Annotated in this window: 17 protein-coding genes; 12 read left to right on the plus strand and 5 right to left on the minus strand. The window is 36.0% G+C overall.

Annotated elements, in window-relative coordinates; translation table 11 throughout:
• Nucleotides 1-49: 49 nt before the first annotated feature.
• Complete coding sequence (locus AB8P06_RS08630) at nucleotides 50-1,063, minus strand: nucleoid-associated protein (RefSeq protein WP_369840512.1); 1,014 nt, start codon at nucleotides 1,061-1,063, stop codon at nucleotides 50-52.
• Nucleotides 1,064-1,267: 204 nt separating this feature from the next.
• On the opposite strand from AB8P06_RS08630, the gene AB8P06_RS08635 reads away from it, so the two are divergent.
• The 4 genes from AB8P06_RS08635 (at nucleotide 1,268) to AB8P06_RS08650 (ending at nucleotide 2,477) form a co-directional block, all read left to right on the plus strand.
• Nucleotides 1,268-1,432, plus strand: a complete 165-nt coding sequence (locus AB8P06_RS08635) for a hypothetical protein (protein WP_369840514.1) — start codon at nucleotides 1,268-1,270, stop codon at nucleotides 1,430-1,432.
• A gap of 1 nt (nucleotide 1,433) precedes the next feature.
• Nucleotides 1,434-1,790 (plus strand): DUF7674 family protein, encoded by a 357-nt coding sequence (locus AB8P06_RS08640; RefSeq protein WP_369840516.1) that lies wholly within the window; start codon nucleotides 1,434-1,436, stop codon nucleotides 1,788-1,790.
• A 107-nt stretch (nucleotides 1,791-1,897) separates the two neighbouring features.
• Nucleotides 1,898-2,029, plus strand: coding sequence for a hypothetical protein (locus AB8P06_RS08645; protein WP_369840518.1), 132 nt, complete (start codon nucleotides 1,898-1,900; stop codon nucleotides 2,027-2,029).
• 49 nt (nucleotides 2,030-2,078) lie between these two features.
• On the plus strand, nucleotides 2,079-2,477 hold the full coding sequence (locus AB8P06_RS08650) for a DUF7674 family protein (RefSeq protein ID WP_369840520.1): 399 nt from the start codon (nucleotides 2,079-2,081) through the stop codon (nucleotides 2,475-2,477).
• Nucleotides 2,478-2,520: 43 nt separating this feature from the next.
• Here AB8P06_RS08650 and AB8P06_RS08655 read toward each other — a convergent pair whose 3' ends face one another.
• The gene (locus AB8P06_RS08655) at nucleotides 2,521-3,039 is read right to left on the minus strand and encodes a thioredoxin family protein (RefSeq protein WP_369840522.1); all 519 of its coding nucleotides are present in this window, start codon (nucleotides 3,037-3,039) and stop codon (nucleotides 2,521-2,523) included.
• 150 nt (nucleotides 3,040-3,189) lie between these two features.
• Between AB8P06_RS08655 and AB8P06_RS08660 the strand changes: the two genes are divergently transcribed.
• From AB8P06_RS08660 to AB8P06_RS08670, 3 genes are all read left to right on the plus strand, one after another.
• Nucleotides 3,190-3,978, plus strand: a complete 789-nt coding sequence (locus AB8P06_RS08660) for an AraC family transcriptional regulator (protein ID WP_369840524.1) — start codon at nucleotides 3,190-3,192, stop codon at nucleotides 3,976-3,978.
• 344 nt (nucleotides 3,979-4,322) lie between these two features.
• The gene (locus AB8P06_RS08665; RefSeq protein WP_369840526.1) at nucleotides 4,323-4,745 is read left to right on the plus strand and encodes a DoxX protein; all 423 of its coding nucleotides are present in this window, start codon (nucleotides 4,323-4,325) and stop codon (nucleotides 4,743-4,745) included.
• A gap of 11 nt (nucleotides 4,746-4,756) precedes the next feature.
• Entirely contained in the window at nucleotides 4,757-5,110 is a 354-nt protein-coding gene (locus tag AB8P06_RS08670; RefSeq protein ID WP_369840528.1) for a cupin domain-containing protein, read from the plus strand.
• A gap of 82 nt (nucleotides 5,111-5,192) precedes the next feature.
• Here the strand turns inward: AB8P06_RS08670 and dnaK are convergent, their stop codons facing one another.
• Nucleotides 5,193-7,088, minus strand: coding sequence for a molecular chaperone DnaK (gene dnaK, locus AB8P06_RS08675; protein ID WP_369840530.1), 1,896 nt, complete (start codon nucleotides 7,086-7,088; stop codon nucleotides 5,193-5,195).
• Nucleotides 7,089-7,402: 314 nt separating this feature from the next.
• Between dnaK and ppk1 the strand changes: the two genes are divergently transcribed.
• The 5 genes from ppk1 (at nucleotide 7,403) to AB8P06_RS08700 (ending at nucleotide 14,587) form a co-directional block, all read left to right on the plus strand.
• Entirely contained in the window at nucleotides 7,403-9,475 is a 2,073-nt protein-coding gene (ppk1, locus tag AB8P06_RS08680) for a polyphosphate kinase 1 (RefSeq protein WP_369840532.1), read from the plus strand.
• Nucleotides 9,472-10,356, plus strand: coding sequence for a Ppx/GppA phosphatase family protein (locus AB8P06_RS08685; RefSeq protein ID WP_369840534.1), 885 nt, complete (start codon nucleotides 9,472-9,474; stop codon nucleotides 10,354-10,356). Before ppk1 ends, AB8P06_RS08685 begins: the two co-directional genes overlap by 4 nt.
• Before the next feature lie 268 nt (nucleotides 10,357-10,624).
• Complete coding sequence (locus AB8P06_RS08690) at nucleotides 10,625-11,278, plus strand: NAD-dependent epimerase/dehydratase family protein (protein ID WP_369840536.1); 654 nt, start codon at nucleotides 10,625-10,627, stop codon at nucleotides 11,276-11,278.
• The gene (locus AB8P06_RS08695; RefSeq protein WP_369840538.1) at nucleotides 11,275-11,421 is read left to right on the plus strand and encodes a hypothetical protein; all 147 of its coding nucleotides are present in this window, start codon (nucleotides 11,275-11,277) and stop codon (nucleotides 11,419-11,421) included. The genes AB8P06_RS08690 and AB8P06_RS08695 overlap by 4 nt, the downstream gene beginning before the upstream one ends.
• A 127-nt stretch (nucleotides 11,422-11,548) precedes the next feature.
• On the plus strand, nucleotides 11,549-14,587 hold the full coding sequence (locus tag AB8P06_RS08700) for a choice-of-anchor I family protein (protein ID WP_369840540.1): 3,039 nt from the start codon (nucleotides 11,549-11,551) through the stop codon (nucleotides 14,585-14,587).
• An 87-nt stretch (nucleotides 14,588-14,674) separates the two neighbouring features.
• Here AB8P06_RS08700 and AB8P06_RS08705 read toward each other — a convergent pair whose 3' ends face one another.
• Both AB8P06_RS08705 and AB8P06_RS08710 read right to left on the minus strand, forming a co-directional pair.
• Nucleotides 14,675-15,268, minus strand: a complete 594-nt coding sequence (locus AB8P06_RS08705) for a DUF6705 family protein (protein ID WP_369840542.1) — start codon at nucleotides 15,266-15,268, stop codon at nucleotides 14,675-14,677.
• 36 nt (nucleotides 15,269-15,304) lie between these two features.
• Nucleotides 15,305-15,889 carry a DUF6705 family protein gene (locus AB8P06_RS08710; protein WP_369840544.1) on the minus strand — a complete coding sequence of 195 codons (585 nt, stop codon included), beginning with the start codon at nucleotides 15,887-15,889 and terminating at the stop codon, nucleotides 15,305-15,307.
• Nucleotides 15,890-15,893 lie beyond the last annotated feature (4 nt).

A 15,893-nucleotide genomic window follows, 5' to 3' on the forward strand; every position in this document is an offset into this window, starting at 1 on the left:
AAAAGACAAATCAGCCCATCAGCCTTTTCGCCTTTTTACTTATCCTATATTAAACCTCTTTATCAAAATAAAGCATATAATATTTTCCTTTTTCATCCTGTCCCTGCGCGATCATTTGTCGGTCTCCGTGGATGTAGATGTGGAAGTTCTTATCTAATTTGATGATGCTTTTAAAATGTCGCTGGGTCTTTTTTACTGCCGCTTCGCTGATAGGAAATTCTTCCGCAATATTGATCTGCATATCCTGTTCGTAATCTGTCTTAAAATTATTAAAACTTTCGATCACATGTTCATCGCCCAAAACTTCACTTGCAAATTCATCCAGCTTAAACTCTTCTTTTTCCTTGAAGAAATTAATTGATTTGTTTAAAAAATCTGCCTGGTCTGCCTTTGAAACTTCAAACTCCTGCGGAAGCTGTTTGGTGATATAATCTTTATAAACCATCAAAGCTTCCTGGGTATGAAAATATTCATCGTCACGTTGTTTCACCTTTAAGAAATCCTCGAACCAATAATACATATCTCCATTTTTGTTGTTATCTACAACAGAAAGTACGTATCCGGTTTCCTTATCATTATTATAAATCAGAGCCGCTTTATCAATTTTAGACAAACCGATTCCCTGATCTTTTTCAAGTTCAAAAGTTTCATTTTTAGGGAAAATTTTTAAGAAAGATTCTCTTTTCTCAGTTTTAAAAATTCCGATTTTGTCTACTTTTTCAGTGCCTTCTCTTTCATCTTCAAAATAGACGATAAACAATTCTCCACCCTGCACTCTAGGGTTTTCAGCGGCTTCAAAAAGATGCTTTGCAATATTTTCAGATTCCCACAGAAATTTGGCTTTATCATCAAAAATTTCAGATACAGAACTGTAAACAGGGTTATTCACCAGATAGGAATCACTGTAAAAATGGAACGTTTCCTCAGATTTGAAAGAACCTAAAAAATAATTTTCAAGCAATTCTGCCATCCCTTCATCCAGCTCCAGCTCTTCCTGCGACAGGATTAAAGATTCACCGTTGATTTTGTTACCTACTCTGTGTACTATAATTTTTGAAAACATTTTTGATTTTTATGGATTGCAAAGATATTAATTATCTCAAACAATAAACAGCATTTCATTCTGATAAAAGCCTTATCATTTTGAAATACTTTTTCAACTTCTAAAAGCACAAACAAAACGAATAACATACTGAAATACAATACATTAAACAAAACAAATCTTTAAAGGAACATTCTTGGCATCATCATTCTCAAACAGAAAAAAATGGATCTAAAGACTTTAAACAGAATCGATAAGCTGAGAAGATTAAAAAGCAGAGGCCCCAAAACTCCGAAATGGCTAAAACCTTATCATATGCTTTTCATGGCTTTTGTGTTGGTTTTTATTTTGGGTTCATTCATTAAAATTCTTCAATACAATCATAATTAATATGAATTATTTACAAGCCGCTCAGGAAATCACAAAGAGCATTCCTGAGATTCAAAATGAACTGAAAGAACATAAGACACAAAATTCTTTCAGTGTCATCCGGACATTAACAGATCACATCAAAAACATGGTCCGTCAGAATGAAAAAGAATTATTAATCAGAGGTTTAAAAAAGATGAATGCCATTTATAAAAACGGCGATACTTTGCTTAAGAATGCGGTTGAAAGTACTTTTATCTATTCTCTTGACCATTTTACCGCATTTTGCAGTGAAGAATATAAAAAAACGATTTTCCGTCATATTTCCAAAGATCTGCAGAAGGTGTATTCAAGACAGATCTACCAACATGGCATGTAATGTCCGATATTTCCGGCTGGTCATGAACATTTCGTCAGATCAGGAAGAAGCAAGCTTATTTTTTTCATTACATTTTTAAACTATTTCATTACAAAAATACCATTATTATGAAGACAAAAATCAGAAAACAATTTGACTGGAAACAATGGAAAACATTGAATTCCAGACACAATATTGAGATATGGGTAACCCATATTGCCGTTATTATCGGTGTATTTATTTTTGCGGCCTGCCTGTAAGTTTGGTACAGTTTTCGCGGCAATAAAAATGTTTTGAAAAATATTAATTATGAAGAACGAACAAATGCAAACTATTAATCAAAAAATAGCTATTGATTATTTAAAATTTTTCTATCCACCTATCCGAAATGAAATTACACAGTTGTCTACCCAAAATAATTTTGCAGGGGTAATCCAAGCAACCGTTAATTATTTAAGAGATCTTTTACAGGAGTCAAGAATCAATATCATAGGCCATCATGTCAAGCTGATGGAGCTGATCTACAGGAACGGAAATTCCTACGTGAAAGAAATGATCGAAAACCTTTTCATCCGATCTTTGGGAAGCTTTAAAAAGCACTCTAAAAGTCAGCATTGGAATATGATTTATGAATATATGCCTTTGCAGTTTCAGGAAATCTATCTTGAACAGCAGAAACAGGACGAAATATTCTTTAACAGGAATTAAAATTGGAACAAAATACCCCGGGCTTTTCAGCCCGGGGTATTTTTTATTTATCTTTTTTCACAAAAACCTTTTGGATGGTTTGAAGTTCTTCGTTGGTAAGCTTCGCACTTTTCTCTAATTTACCGAGGAAAGAAGCTACTTCCTGAGGCGTTGAAGGGCATCCCAGATTTTCCCCTTTCTCATCGAAAGAATTCATCAGCGGATCGCCATTTGAATTCAGGATCAGCCAGAAAGGAAGTCCTGCTTTTTCTCCTTTAAATTTATTCATCATTTCCTGTCCGCCCGGATTTTCAAGGCTTTTTTTCTCCCCTCTTTCCTGAACATCAAGATAGGTGGTCACAAAATATTTATCAAAAATAGGCTTGGTTTCAGGAAGATTCATATTTTTCTCCATCAGTTTACACCACTGGCACCATGAAGCGTGGAAAACCAAAAGAATGTTTTTCTTCTGCGCTTTCGCTTCTGTAACAGCTTTATTTAAAACAACATCTGCTTTTTCCTGTGCAAAATTAAGCTGGAATAAAAATAAGGTAACAATGATAATAATTTTAGAATATTTCATTTGAATTCTGTTTAAGGGTTTTATACGGTACGAATTTAAGTATTTTATTAAGAAGTTGTAACAGTTTATTACAATTCAGCAAAATATACGTAAATTCATGTACTTTTAATCTTAGACTAAAATAGAAATTCAGCTTTTAAGCGCCAAAAAATGATTGAAATAAAGAAATATTCAAACCAGCCAGGACATCCGGAGCCCAGAAGGGTAATCAAATACACCCTGTTCTGGTGTAATAACGGTCATGCTGAAATTCTGATTGATGAAAACATTTTTATTCTCAAAGCCAACCAGACCGTAACGATTACTTCGGGACAGTTTCATCAGTTAAGATCAGTGGAAGGAGAGCTTACTGCCCTTGAATTTACACTCGATTTCTTTTGTAAAAATGACAGTGACATTGAACTTATTTTTCACAACGGATTATTCTGCCACTTCGGGATGAACGAAATGATTACAGTTCATCATCCGGATTTTTTTTCAGAAACACTGGATCTCATTGAAAAAGAAATTCGGGAAAAACCTTATCAATATCTGATTTCCACCCATTCTTTAGTGGAATTATTATTGATAGAAATCAACCGCAGTAAAATTGCAAACGGGGATGAGATCTGGAAACCGGATGCCTTATTCTTAAAATTTCTGGAAAGCGTACGCACTCATTTTCAAAACAATTATCCGGTATCCCGATTTGCTGATTTACTGGCAACCACAGAGGCCAAGCTGAATGAAGTTTCAAAACTGCATACCAATAAAACTGCCCAAAATGTGGTGTATAGCCTTATTATTTCCGAGGCCAAAAGACTTTTGCTTTACGAAAAGTTCTCTGTAAAGGAAATTGCTTACCGACTTGGCTTTAATGATCCTTTTTATTTTTCCAACTTCTTTAAAAAGCATACTTCGCAGTCACCGAAGGATTATCAAAAGGCAGTAAAAAATTAAGGCAACTATATACCATTTTACACCCATCATTTTTTTATTAACGCAAAGCTTTTAAAATCTGATTGCGATATCTTAAGAAAAGCAAAGAAAAGCAGCAAAACTGCTATGAAGCATTCCTTTGAAAATCTATTTTAATAGATTAAAAAACTTTGCTCACCTTAATAGGTTCGACTCATCATTTTCTTTGCGATAAAAACCGATCAAAGAAGCAAGAAAAAATAAGTGTAAAATGGTATATAGCTACCAAAATTAAATATTACATGCTTTTCATTAAATTGTCTATTCTTTAGGACACAGCTTTCGCTGAACTTTGTACTTGTAATTAATCATATAAAATTATAAGTATGAAAACCCAACAAGACATCGCCGTCTTCCTTTTAAGAATAACATTGGCTGCCGGTTTTTTATCAGCTACGGCGAGCAGGTTAGGCTTTTGGGGAGCTCAGTCTTCAGGCTGGAAAAATTTTGTCAGTTATACTGCTGAGACCAATTCTTTTTTACCCCAATCATTCGCTCCGGCTATTGCAATAACGTCAACGGCTGCAGAGGTTTTGATAGGCTTTTTACTTCTTGTAGGTTATCAAATACATAAAACAGCTTTCTGTGCTTCCGTTCTTACTTTATTATTTGCAGTTGCCATGAGTATTTCTTTTGGTTTAAAGGAACCTCTGGACTATTCTGTTTTTGTATTCAGTGCCGGAGCCTATGTATTAAGTACTTTTCCAAATTATAAATGGACTTTAGAAGAGTTTTTAAATAACAATTAAAATATATTATCATGAACACAAACATCCACGATTACATCGTAAAAACAGAGCAAAAAGAATGGCAGCCTTTAATTGAAAAAGGAATTCATTACGAGGGTATTTTCGTAAAATCTTTAAAATTTGATCCGGAAAAAAACCGGTCGACAACAATCCTTTTAAAATTCGAACCCGGAGCAAGCTATCCTTACCACAATCATCCTGCAGGCGAAGAACTGTTTATACTGGAGGGCGATGCAATCATTGCTGAAGCCCGGTTGAAAAAAGGAGATTATTTATATACTCCTCCTACCTTCAAACATTCCGTGAAATCTGAAAACGGCTGCCTGATTTTCTTTATGATCCCGGAAGAAGTGGAAATTCTTTAAGGTATAATTCTTAACAAAAAAACCGCAGTAACACAATGTTTACTGCGGTTGTATAACCAAATGTAAGGTTTACTTACAACTATTATTTTACTTCTTCGAAGTCTGCATCCTGTACATCATCAGCACCTGCATTTCCACCAGGATTCTGTGCACCTGCATCAGTTCCCTGAGCTTGTTGTCCTGCTGCATATAATTCTTCTGAAGCGGCCATCCATGCTGCATCTAAAGCTTCTGTTTTAGCTTTTACATCATCTCCGTTTTTCGCTTCGAATGCTGTTTTCAATTCTGCATGAGCGGCTTCGATTGCTGCTTTTTTATCAGCAGAAAGCTTATCACCAAACTCTTTCAATTGTTTTTCAGTCTGGAAGATCAATCCGTCAGCTTTGTTGAAGATTTCAACTTCTTCTTTTTTCTTCGCATCAGCAGAAGCATTTTCCTGAGCTTCTTTTTTCATTCTTTCGATTTCGTCGTCAGAAAGACCTGAAGATGCCTGGATTTTGATCGTCTGCTCTTTTCCTGTTCCTTTATCTTTAGCAGAAACACTTAAGATACCGTTGGCATCAATATCGAAAGTTACTTCGATCTGAGGAACTCCTCTTGGTGCCGGTGGGATATCTGCAAGGTCGAATCTACCGATTTCTTTGTTATCGTTGAACATTGGTCTTTCACCCTGTCCTACTCTGATGCTTACAGCCGGCTGGTTATCAGAAGCTGTAGAGAATACCTCAGATTTTTTAGTTGGGATTGTTGTATTTGCTTCAATTAATTTAGTGAATACAGAACCCATTGTTTCGATTCCTAAAGAAAGCGGGGTAACATCAAGAAGCAATACATCTTTTACGTCTCCTGTTAAAACTCCCCCCTGAATTGCAGCACCAATTGCTACCACCTCATCCGGATTTACTCCTTTAGACGGTTTTTTACCGAAGAACTTTTCTACTTCTTCCTGAATGATCGGGATTCTTGTAGAACCTCCTACCAGGATCACTTCGTCGATATCTGAAGTTGATAATCCTGCATCTTTTAAAGCTTTTGCAACAGGCTCCATAGATCTTCTCACCAAGTCAGCAGCTAACTGCTCAAATTTAGCTTTCGTTAAGCTCTTTACCAAGTGTTTAGGACCTGTAGCTGTAGCTGTGATGTATGGCAGGTTGATCTCAGTCTGTGGAGAAGAAGATAACTCGATTTTTGCCTTTTCAGCAGCTTCTTTCAATCTTTGTAATGCGATTGCATCAGATTTTAAATCTACTCCTTCTTCTGCTTTGAACTCATCAGCCATCCAGTTGATGATCACATCATCAAAGTCATCACCTCCTAAATGTGTATCTCCGTTTGTAGATAATACTTCGAATACACCATCTCCCAAATCAAGGATAGAGATATCGAAAGTACCGCCTCCAAGGTCATATACAGCGATTTTCTGATCTTTATGATTTTTATCCAAACCGTAAGCCAATGCTGCAGCGGTAGGTTCGTTGATAATTCTTTCTACTTTAAGGCCTGCGATTTCTCCGGCTTCTTTAGTAGCTTGTCTTTGTGCATCGTTAAAGTATGCAGGAACAGTGATTACCGCTCTTGTTACTTCCTGACCAAGATAATCTTCAGCAGTTTTCTTCATTTTCTGAAGAGTCATTGCAGAAATTTCCTGCGGAGTATATTCTCTATCGTCGATTTTAACTTTTACTGTGTCATTCGGACCTTTTACTACTTCGTAAGGTACTCTTGAAATTTCACTAGCATCATCTTTAAAATGAGTTCCAATAAATCTTTTGATAGAATATACTGTTTTCTTTGGATTCGTTACAGCCTGTCTTTTTGCAGGATCACCTACTTTTCTTTCTCCGTCTTCTGTAAATGCTACGATAGAAGGGGTTGTTCTTTTTCCTTCTGCATTAGGGATTACAACAGGGTCTTTCCCCTCCATTACAGCAACACACGAGTTGGTTGTACCTAAGTCAATTCCAATTATTTTACTCATAATATTTTTATTTTTTCTAATTTTTAAGTTTAATTTACACTCTACATTTCTCAATATTCATACCATTCAAAATTTTATGACAAATTGGCACACCCAAAATAAAACCCTGCAATAATCATTGTTTCAAAATAAATATCAGGAAATATTTTCACTTATTTCAACATCTTTCGTACCTTTAAATGACCAATAAAAATCTGATATGTATACGATTCAAACTGATTATTAAGGATCTGTTAAAAATTAATTAAAGTTTAATCTTACCTATAGATACAGAAAGTCTGTGAATTGCTATTTTTGAGAAATTTTACACAAATATGTCATTACATTTTAATCCGAGAGATATTACATGGCTTGCTTTTAATGAAAGAGTTTTACAGGAAGCAATGGACGAGAAAGTGCCTTTACACTTAAGAATCCGTTTTCTCGGGATTTTCTCCAATAATTTAGATGAATTTTTCAGAGTACGGGTTGCCGGATTAAAACGCGCCATGGATTTTAAGGAAAAAGTAATTGCCGAATCTTTTTACCAGCCGCCTTCAAAGATATTACAGAGAATCAATGAGATCGTCATCAGACATCAGCAGAATTTCGATAAAACCTGGAAAAAAATTCAGGGCGAAATGGCTGATCACAAGGTTTCCATTAAAACTTCAAAAAACCTGACTGCCAAACAGAAAGAGTTTGTCAGAAGATATTTTGACGAAGTCGTGGAATCCAATGTCATTCCGATTCTGCTTCATGAAAACACCTCAATGCCTTATTTAAGAGATAAAAGTCTTTATCTCGGGGTAGCCATGCGAAAAAAAGACTGGCAATATCAGAGCAATTATGCGATCATTGAGATCCCTTCCCGGTTTGTAGGAAGGTTTGTACTTCTGCCGACTGAGGATCCTGAAGAAAAAAATGTAATGCTTTTGGAAGATGTTATCACATTTAATTTACCACACATTTTCTCTTATTTCGGATATGACGAGTTTGCTGCCAACGCCTTCAAAGTGACAAAAGATGCCGAACTGGACCTGGATAATGATATCAGAACCAACTTCGCAGAAAAGATAGAAAAAGGACTTAAAAACAGGAGAAAAGGGAAACCTACCCGATTTGTTTTTGATAAAGATATGGATAAAGCTTTACTGGAATTACTGATCCGTAAGCTTAATTTAACCAAAAAAGACAGCATCATCCCCGGTGGAAAAATCCATAATTTCAAACATTTTATGGATTTCCCGGATGTTTTTGAAAAGTATGAGAGGCCTGTGGAAAGAACTTCTTTTACTCATCAGGCTTTTGAACATGGGGAAAGAGTGACGGATGTTATTTTAAAAAATGACGTATTGCTTACCTTCCCTTATCACAAATATAACCCGGTGATCGATCTTCTCCGTGAAGCAGCGATGGATCCGGATGTAAAATCTATTCAGATTACGGCCTACCGTTTGGCAAGCAGCTCAAAAATCATCAATGCCTTGATTTATGCCGCAAGAAACGGTAAAGAGGTAACCGTAATGCTTGAGCTTCAGGCAAGATTCGATGAAGAATCCAACCTGAACTGGAAAGAAATGCTGGAACCTGAAGGAATTACCGTTCTGGTTGGCATCCCAGACAAAAAAGTTCACGCAAAGCTTTGTGTTATTAAAAAAAGAGCACACAATAAAACAATTCAGTACGGTTTTGTAAGTACCGGGAATTTTAATGAAAAAACAGCAAGGATTTATGGTGATCATTTGCTGATGACTTCTGACCGTCATATCATGGCAGATATTAATAAAATTTTCAATGTATTAAAGAAACCTAAAGAAGATTATCTTCCTATTTTGAAAACTTGTAAAAATTTATTAGTTTGCCCCCAGTTTATGCGTGAAAAAATCGTGCATCATATTGATAAGGAAATTGAGGAAGCCAAAGCAGGAAAAAAAGCAGAAATTATTATAAAAGCCAACTCGGTAAGTGACCGCGCTTTAATTATTAAATTATATGAGGCTGCCAATGCCGGAGTGTCAGTAAGGATGATTGTAAGGGGAATTTACTGTGTGGTCAACCAAAAAGAATTTAAGGAAAAGATAAAGGCCATCAGTATTGTTGATGAATATCTGGAACACGCAAGGGTAATGTATTTTTATAATAAAGGAGCAGAGGACATGTATATCTCTTCTGCAGACTGGATGACCAGAAACCTTGACTACAGAATTGAAGCTGCTGCAAAGATTACAGATAAAGACCTGAAAAAGGAATTAAAGGATATTATTGATATTCAGCTTAGAGATAATGTAAAAGCGAGAATTTTAGATAAAAAACTAAGCAACGAATATATAAGAAATGACAAGGATGACTGCCGCTCTCAGATAGAAACGTATAAATATTTAAAAGCTAAAACAAATGTAAAATGAAGATTGCAGCTATAGATATAGGAAGTAATGCCGCCCGACTTTTAATTAATGAGGTCAAAATAAATAACAAAAAGCCCGAATTCATTAAACTCAATCTTCTGAGGATTCCCCTGAGATTGGGAATGGATGTATTCACGCTGGGAAAAATCGGTGAAGAAAGAGAAAAAATGGTAATTGATTCCATGAAAATCTTTAGCGATCTGATGAAAATTTATAAGGTAGATCATTACAGAGCCTGTGCTACGAGCGCAATGCGTGATGCTGAAAACGGTCAGCATATTATCACGGAAGTCAAAAAGCTGTCCGGCATTGATATTGAAATTATTTCCGGGGATGAAGAAGCGACTTTAGTCTATGAAAACCATGTGGCAGAAGGCTTGGATAAAGAATTCGCCTATCTGTATATCGATGTAGGAGGCGGTTCTACAGAGCTTACATTCTATGAAAATGGTAAAATGATGTATGAGAAATCATTCAACATCGGTACGATCCGCCTGTTGAATAATCTGGTAACCGTTGACAACTGGAAAGAAATGAAGGAGGAAATAAAAACACACATTGTCAGTAAAAGACCAATCGTAGCTATCGGATCCGGCGGGAACATCAATAAAGTGTTTTCAATGAGCAAGACTAAAGATGGCAGACCGATGTCTTTGGCCCATCTTAAAAAAACACATAAGGAATTTAATGATCTTAGTGTAGAAGAAAGAATGACAAAATATAATTTGAGGGAAGACCGTGCAGATGTATTGGTTCCTGCCTTAAAAATTTTCAATAATGTTATGTCATGGGCTGAAATCAATAAGATATTCGTTCCTAAAATCTCCGTAGCTGATGGTCTTATCCATAATATATACAATCAACTACGCCACAAGAAATAGTTTTAAAAATTAAAAATATCAACCGGTTGCCTTTGCATCCGGTTTTTTTGTTTCTGTCGTTTCGAGAAGTTGCTTATCATTTTCAACGGAAACCTTTTATTTTTCACCTGAAAGAGTTAATCACAATCGGGGTTATCCAATTTTTCACATTAAAGAATATGAATTAAATATTAAATATTATTACGAATAATTAAATTTATTTTTTTTCATAAAATATTTTAAAGTAAATTTAAAGAACCAATCGTCATCAAAATATAACCTTAAAAAAATGAACTCGATCAAAGTAATTCTTACAGGGGCAACCGGCATGGTAGGCGAAGGCGTTTTAATGGAATGTCTCGAAAATCCTGATGTTTCTGAAATTCTAAGTGTTAGCAGGAAACCTTCAGGGAAAAAACATGCTAAGCTGAAAGAATATATTGTTTCAGATTTTTTAAGCATATCTATTGATGATGACCATCTGAAAGGATATGATGCCTGCTTTTTTTGTGCCGGGATCAGCAGTGTGGGAATGAATGAAGAAGATTATACTAAGATTACCTATGACACAACCCTTCATTTTGCTAAAGCGGTTTTAAACCAAAACCCGGGAATGGTTTTTAACTATGTCTCAGGATCTCATACCGACAGCACTGAAAGCGGAAAAACCATGTGGGCAAGAGTAAAGGGAAGAACCGAAAATGCTTTAAAGAAATTGAATTTTAAAGCAGCCTACAATTTCCGTCCCGGTTTTATGAAGCCTGTTGATGGCCAAACCCAAGTAAAATGGTTTTTCACACCTTTTATCTGGCTGTTTCCGGTGCTTTTACCGTCGAAGTCACTTACCCTGCATGAAGTGGGAAAAGCTATGGTGCATGCCGTACAGAAGGGATACCCAACCTCAACATTAGAAATTCGTGATATTAAAAATCTGTCCAAATGAAAGAAATGCTAAAAAGAATTTTCATGGTTGTTTTTATTCTCCTGGTTTTAACTGCAATTTCAGGGTTTTTCTACATGCAAAAGCATCCAATGGAAAAAGTTTCACCGATGAAAAGCCCGGTTGATCAGAAGTCCTCAAAATAGAACAAAGCTATTTTGATTCTAAGAAAGTTTTTATATGATTACATATTATTAATTATTTCTTAAGATTCCATTAAAATATTTACAAAGGATAAAGTTCATTTTTGCACTAATCAAAATTTGAGTAAAAATGACGAATAATTATCTTTTCAGAGGCATCCTGCCTATCGCTGTTTTATTTCAGGGATCTGTATTCGGGCAGTCGTTGATCCATTATTGGAACTTTAACAACAATACCTCCGAAACCTCAATTACCACTCCTACCTCTTCCCTTGTAAGCGGATCAGCCCTGGCTGCTCTTTCCGGTGGAACAAGTGTGATCGATTTTGCCGGCGGAACCGGACAAAACTTTAATGTTGATAATTTAAATGCAAGAAATAATGATCCTTCAGGGACTCATTTAAGATTCAACAATCCTATCGGAGGCGGTTTACAATTTTCTCTACCTACTACAGGATATAATAATGTTATTGTAAAATTTACCACCCGAAGATCCGGATCAGGTGCCGGAACACAAACCTGGTATTATTCTACAGACGGAACTTCCTATACACAATACCAGATCGTTACTCCACAAGATGCCAATCCACAGCTCATTACTTTTGATTTTTCAGGAGTAGCCGGAGTAGCCAATAATCCTAATTTCAAATTAAAAGTTGAATTCGCTGCAGGTACAGGAGGAACGGTAGGAAATAACCGTTTTGATAACTTTACGGTTGATGCAACAGCTTCAGGCGGTGCGGATACTACTCCTCCCGCTGTATCTTATTTGCCGGCCAACAGCACAAACAATGCTTCTACAACTGTAAATCCTACCATTGCTTTTAATGAAAATGTAAGGTTAGCAGATAATTCCGCGATTACCGATTCTAATGCACAAAACCTTGTTGAATTCCGTTTAGGTAATTCTTCTGGTACGCCCGTTCCCTTCACAACGACTTTTGCTAATAATAAAATTACCATTATCCCGGCTTCAGCGTTACTTCCCAACCAGACATATTATCTGGCATTAAAGCCTAATACGGTAGAAGATTTAAGTGACAATGGTGTATCAACGACTACTTCAACCACTTTCACCACAGCCGGCACATCAATTTCCTTAGATAAGAATTTTATTAAAGTAAATGAAAATGCCGGAAGTTTAAGTTTTAAAATAAACGTTAATAACCCTGCAGCCTCAACAGTAAATCTTGTGGTAAAACCCGCGCCTTTCAGCACAGCAGACAGCAATGATTTTACGTTAACCAACCAAACCATTAATATCACACCTTCTACAACAAGCTATACGGTAAACATTCCGATTATTGATGATACGCTGGAAGAACAAAGTGCGGAATATTTTGTAGTAAGCCTTGAAAACCCGGTGGGCACAACCATTTCAGGTGATAATTTTTCAACGGTGTATATTGTTGATAATGACAAACCTGCTCCGGTTCCTTCCCAGCAGATTCAGTTAAATTATATAGGAAGCTTTGATCCTTCAGGAAACAACAACAGTTCTACGGAAATCGTAGTACATGATCCTGCTTCCCAAAGGCTGTTTACCATAAGCTCTTTGACGGATGTTTTTGACATCGTCGATTTCAGTAATCCAACCACTCCATCGGTAATTCAGACAGTGAATATGGCTGCGTATGGCGGAATTACAAGCATTGCTGTTAAAAACGGAATCTTAGCGGTTTCTTCCCCTAATTCAAACCCACAGCAAAACGGATCGGTTATTTTCTTCGATATCAACGGAAACTTCCTGAAACAAGTAACGGTTGGAGCTCTACCGGATATGATCACCTTCACACCGGACGGCACTAAGGTAATTACAGCTAACGAGGGTGAGCCTAACGATGCCTATACCGTAGACCCGGAAGGTACAGTGAGTATCATTGATATTTCAGGAGGAATTAATAACCTTACCCAAAGTAATGTAACGACGCTTAATTTCAACAATTATGATTCTCAGGTAGCTGCATTAATGGCAACAGGATTAAGAAAAGTAAGAACAGCCAATACGCTTTCCCAGGATCTGGAACCTGAATATGTAACCGTAAGCTCAGACAGTCAGAAAGCATGGGTAACTCTTCAGGAAAACAACGCTGTTGCCGAAATTAATCTTGCGACCAAAACCATCACCGGAATCTGGGGACTGGGTAAAAAAGATATGAGCCTGCCAGGAAACGGATTCGATGCTTCGGATAATAACAATGAAGTTTTAATCGCCAACTGGCCTGTAAAAGCTTACTATACGCCTGATGCCGTTCAGAATTATAAGGTAGGCGGAACAAATTATATTGTAACAGCTAATGAAGGAGATGAAAAAGACCTTTCCGGATTCAGCGAAAGAACGACTGTAGGAGCCAATAATTATACTTTGGATGCCACTCTTTTCCCACAGTCTTCGATCTTAAAAGCTTCTTACAATTTAGGAAGATTCAGAGTTTCAAACGCAACAGGAAACACAGACGGAGATGCGGAATTTGAAGAAATTGCAGCTTTAGGAGCCCGCTCATTCTCTATTTTCAACGCTGATACAAAACAGATCGTTTATGACAGTGGTGACCGGTTTGAAAGATATATTGCCGCCAATCATCCTTTAATTTTCAATGCTGATAATGAAAGCAACGCGATAAAAAGCAGAAGCCGTGCCAAAGGCCCTGAACCGGAAGGAGTAGCTTTAGGAGTTATCGGCGGACAGACTTATGCTTTCATTACTTTAGAAAGAACCGGCGGAGTAATGGTATATAATATTACAGATCCCAACAACCCAACTTTCACAGATTACAAACATTCCCGCTCCACATCTGCTTACGGAGGTGATAACGGCCCGGAAGGAATCACTTACATCGCTCCTGAAAATACAACTACAGGAAAAGGATATGTAGTAATTGCCAATGAGATCAGCGGAACTTTATCCATGTATGAAGTAACTTCTCCTACATTAAGCACCGGCGAAATAAAAGCAGAAAAAGCTACGTTCAACATATTCCCAAATCCGGTAGCAAAAGGAAATACCTTATATTTCAACAGAGCTCAGGATTACGAATTATACGATATGTCCGGAAAACTTATCGGGAAAGAGAAAAATGCTTTAACAATAGAAACTTCAAGGTTGTCTACAGGAGTTTATCTTGTAAAAACTTCAGAAGGACAGATCAAAAGGGTAATTGTAAAATAGAATATATTATTTAGTTGATTAAAAAAGCTCGATTTTACATCGAGCTTTTTTAAATGAAAACCAGTTTAGATAGTATATTTTTACAAATTACTGCTTAGTCAATGTTATTTTTTCTTTTGGTAGTACTGGAACATAGGTTGTGAAATTAGGGCATTTTGCAGGATCATAATGTCCTATGTCTCTGGAAAAATGAAAAAACATTGTATTTGGATTTGTCTTAGATATTTCAATAAAAACTTCTCCCCTGTCAATACAATATGAATTTGCAATGAAACTCATAACATAAGCTCTGCTTTGAAAATTATATCCAAAAAAATAAGTATCCTTATCTGGTTTATTCATAGAAGTATAAATAATATTTCCAGAGCTATTTTTTATAAGCATTCTTCCTATTATCATGTCCCATGTCCTTTCATCAGAAGGGTCATCTTTGTAATTTGTCTTTTTTTCTAGTTTTATTTCATATTGTTTTCCATTGGCTGAACCTTTCCAAGTTCCTACAAATTGATTAAGTCTATTATTGGTGTCTTTTACATAAGTGATATTCTCTAAGTCAGGACAACCAACTTCATCTCGGTTTGGTCTTTTCTGGCATTCCTCAAACTGTTCTAATGTACCAATAACTTGCGCTTTGCAGGAAAACGAAACAAAAAAAACCACAAATAGGATTATAGATTTCATAATAATATTTTATAGATAAAAATCCTCTATACTTACTTATTGCTTAATCAATATCATTTTATCTTTTGGTAATGTTGGAACATAAGTAGAAAAGTTAGGACATTTTGCAGGATTAAATGATGTCTTATCTCTGTCAAAAAATAAGGTCATTTGATTAGGGTTGGTTTTGGAAATTTCAATAAAAGCTTCTCCACTATCATTGCAATATGAATTTGCTACAAAGCTCAACAGATAAACCCTGCCTCTAAAATTAGACCCTCGAAGTAATCCCGTTTCGGATAAAGATTTATTTAATGAATTATAAATAATAGTTCCAGAATTATTTTTTATAATCATTCTTCCAAATATTCTATCCCATTTTATATCATCCCCGAATTGGATTATCTTTTCAAAATGTATTTCATATTGTTTCCCTGCAAATGAACCCTTCCAAGTTCCTACAAACTGATTAAGCCTATTATTTGTGTCTTTTACATAGGTAATATTATCAAGATCCGGACAGCCTTCGTCCCGGTTTGGTCTTTTTTGACATTCCTCGAATTGTTCTAATGTACCAATAACTTGCGCTTTACAGGAAATCATCATTAATAAAAATGTGGATATAAATAATGTATTTTTCATTTTT

The sequence above is a fragment of the Chryseobacterium tongliaonense genome (genome assembly GCF_041224435.1).
GTDB lineage: Bacteria > Bacteroidota > Bacteroidia > Flavobacteriales > Weeksellaceae > Chryseobacterium > Chryseobacterium tongliaoense.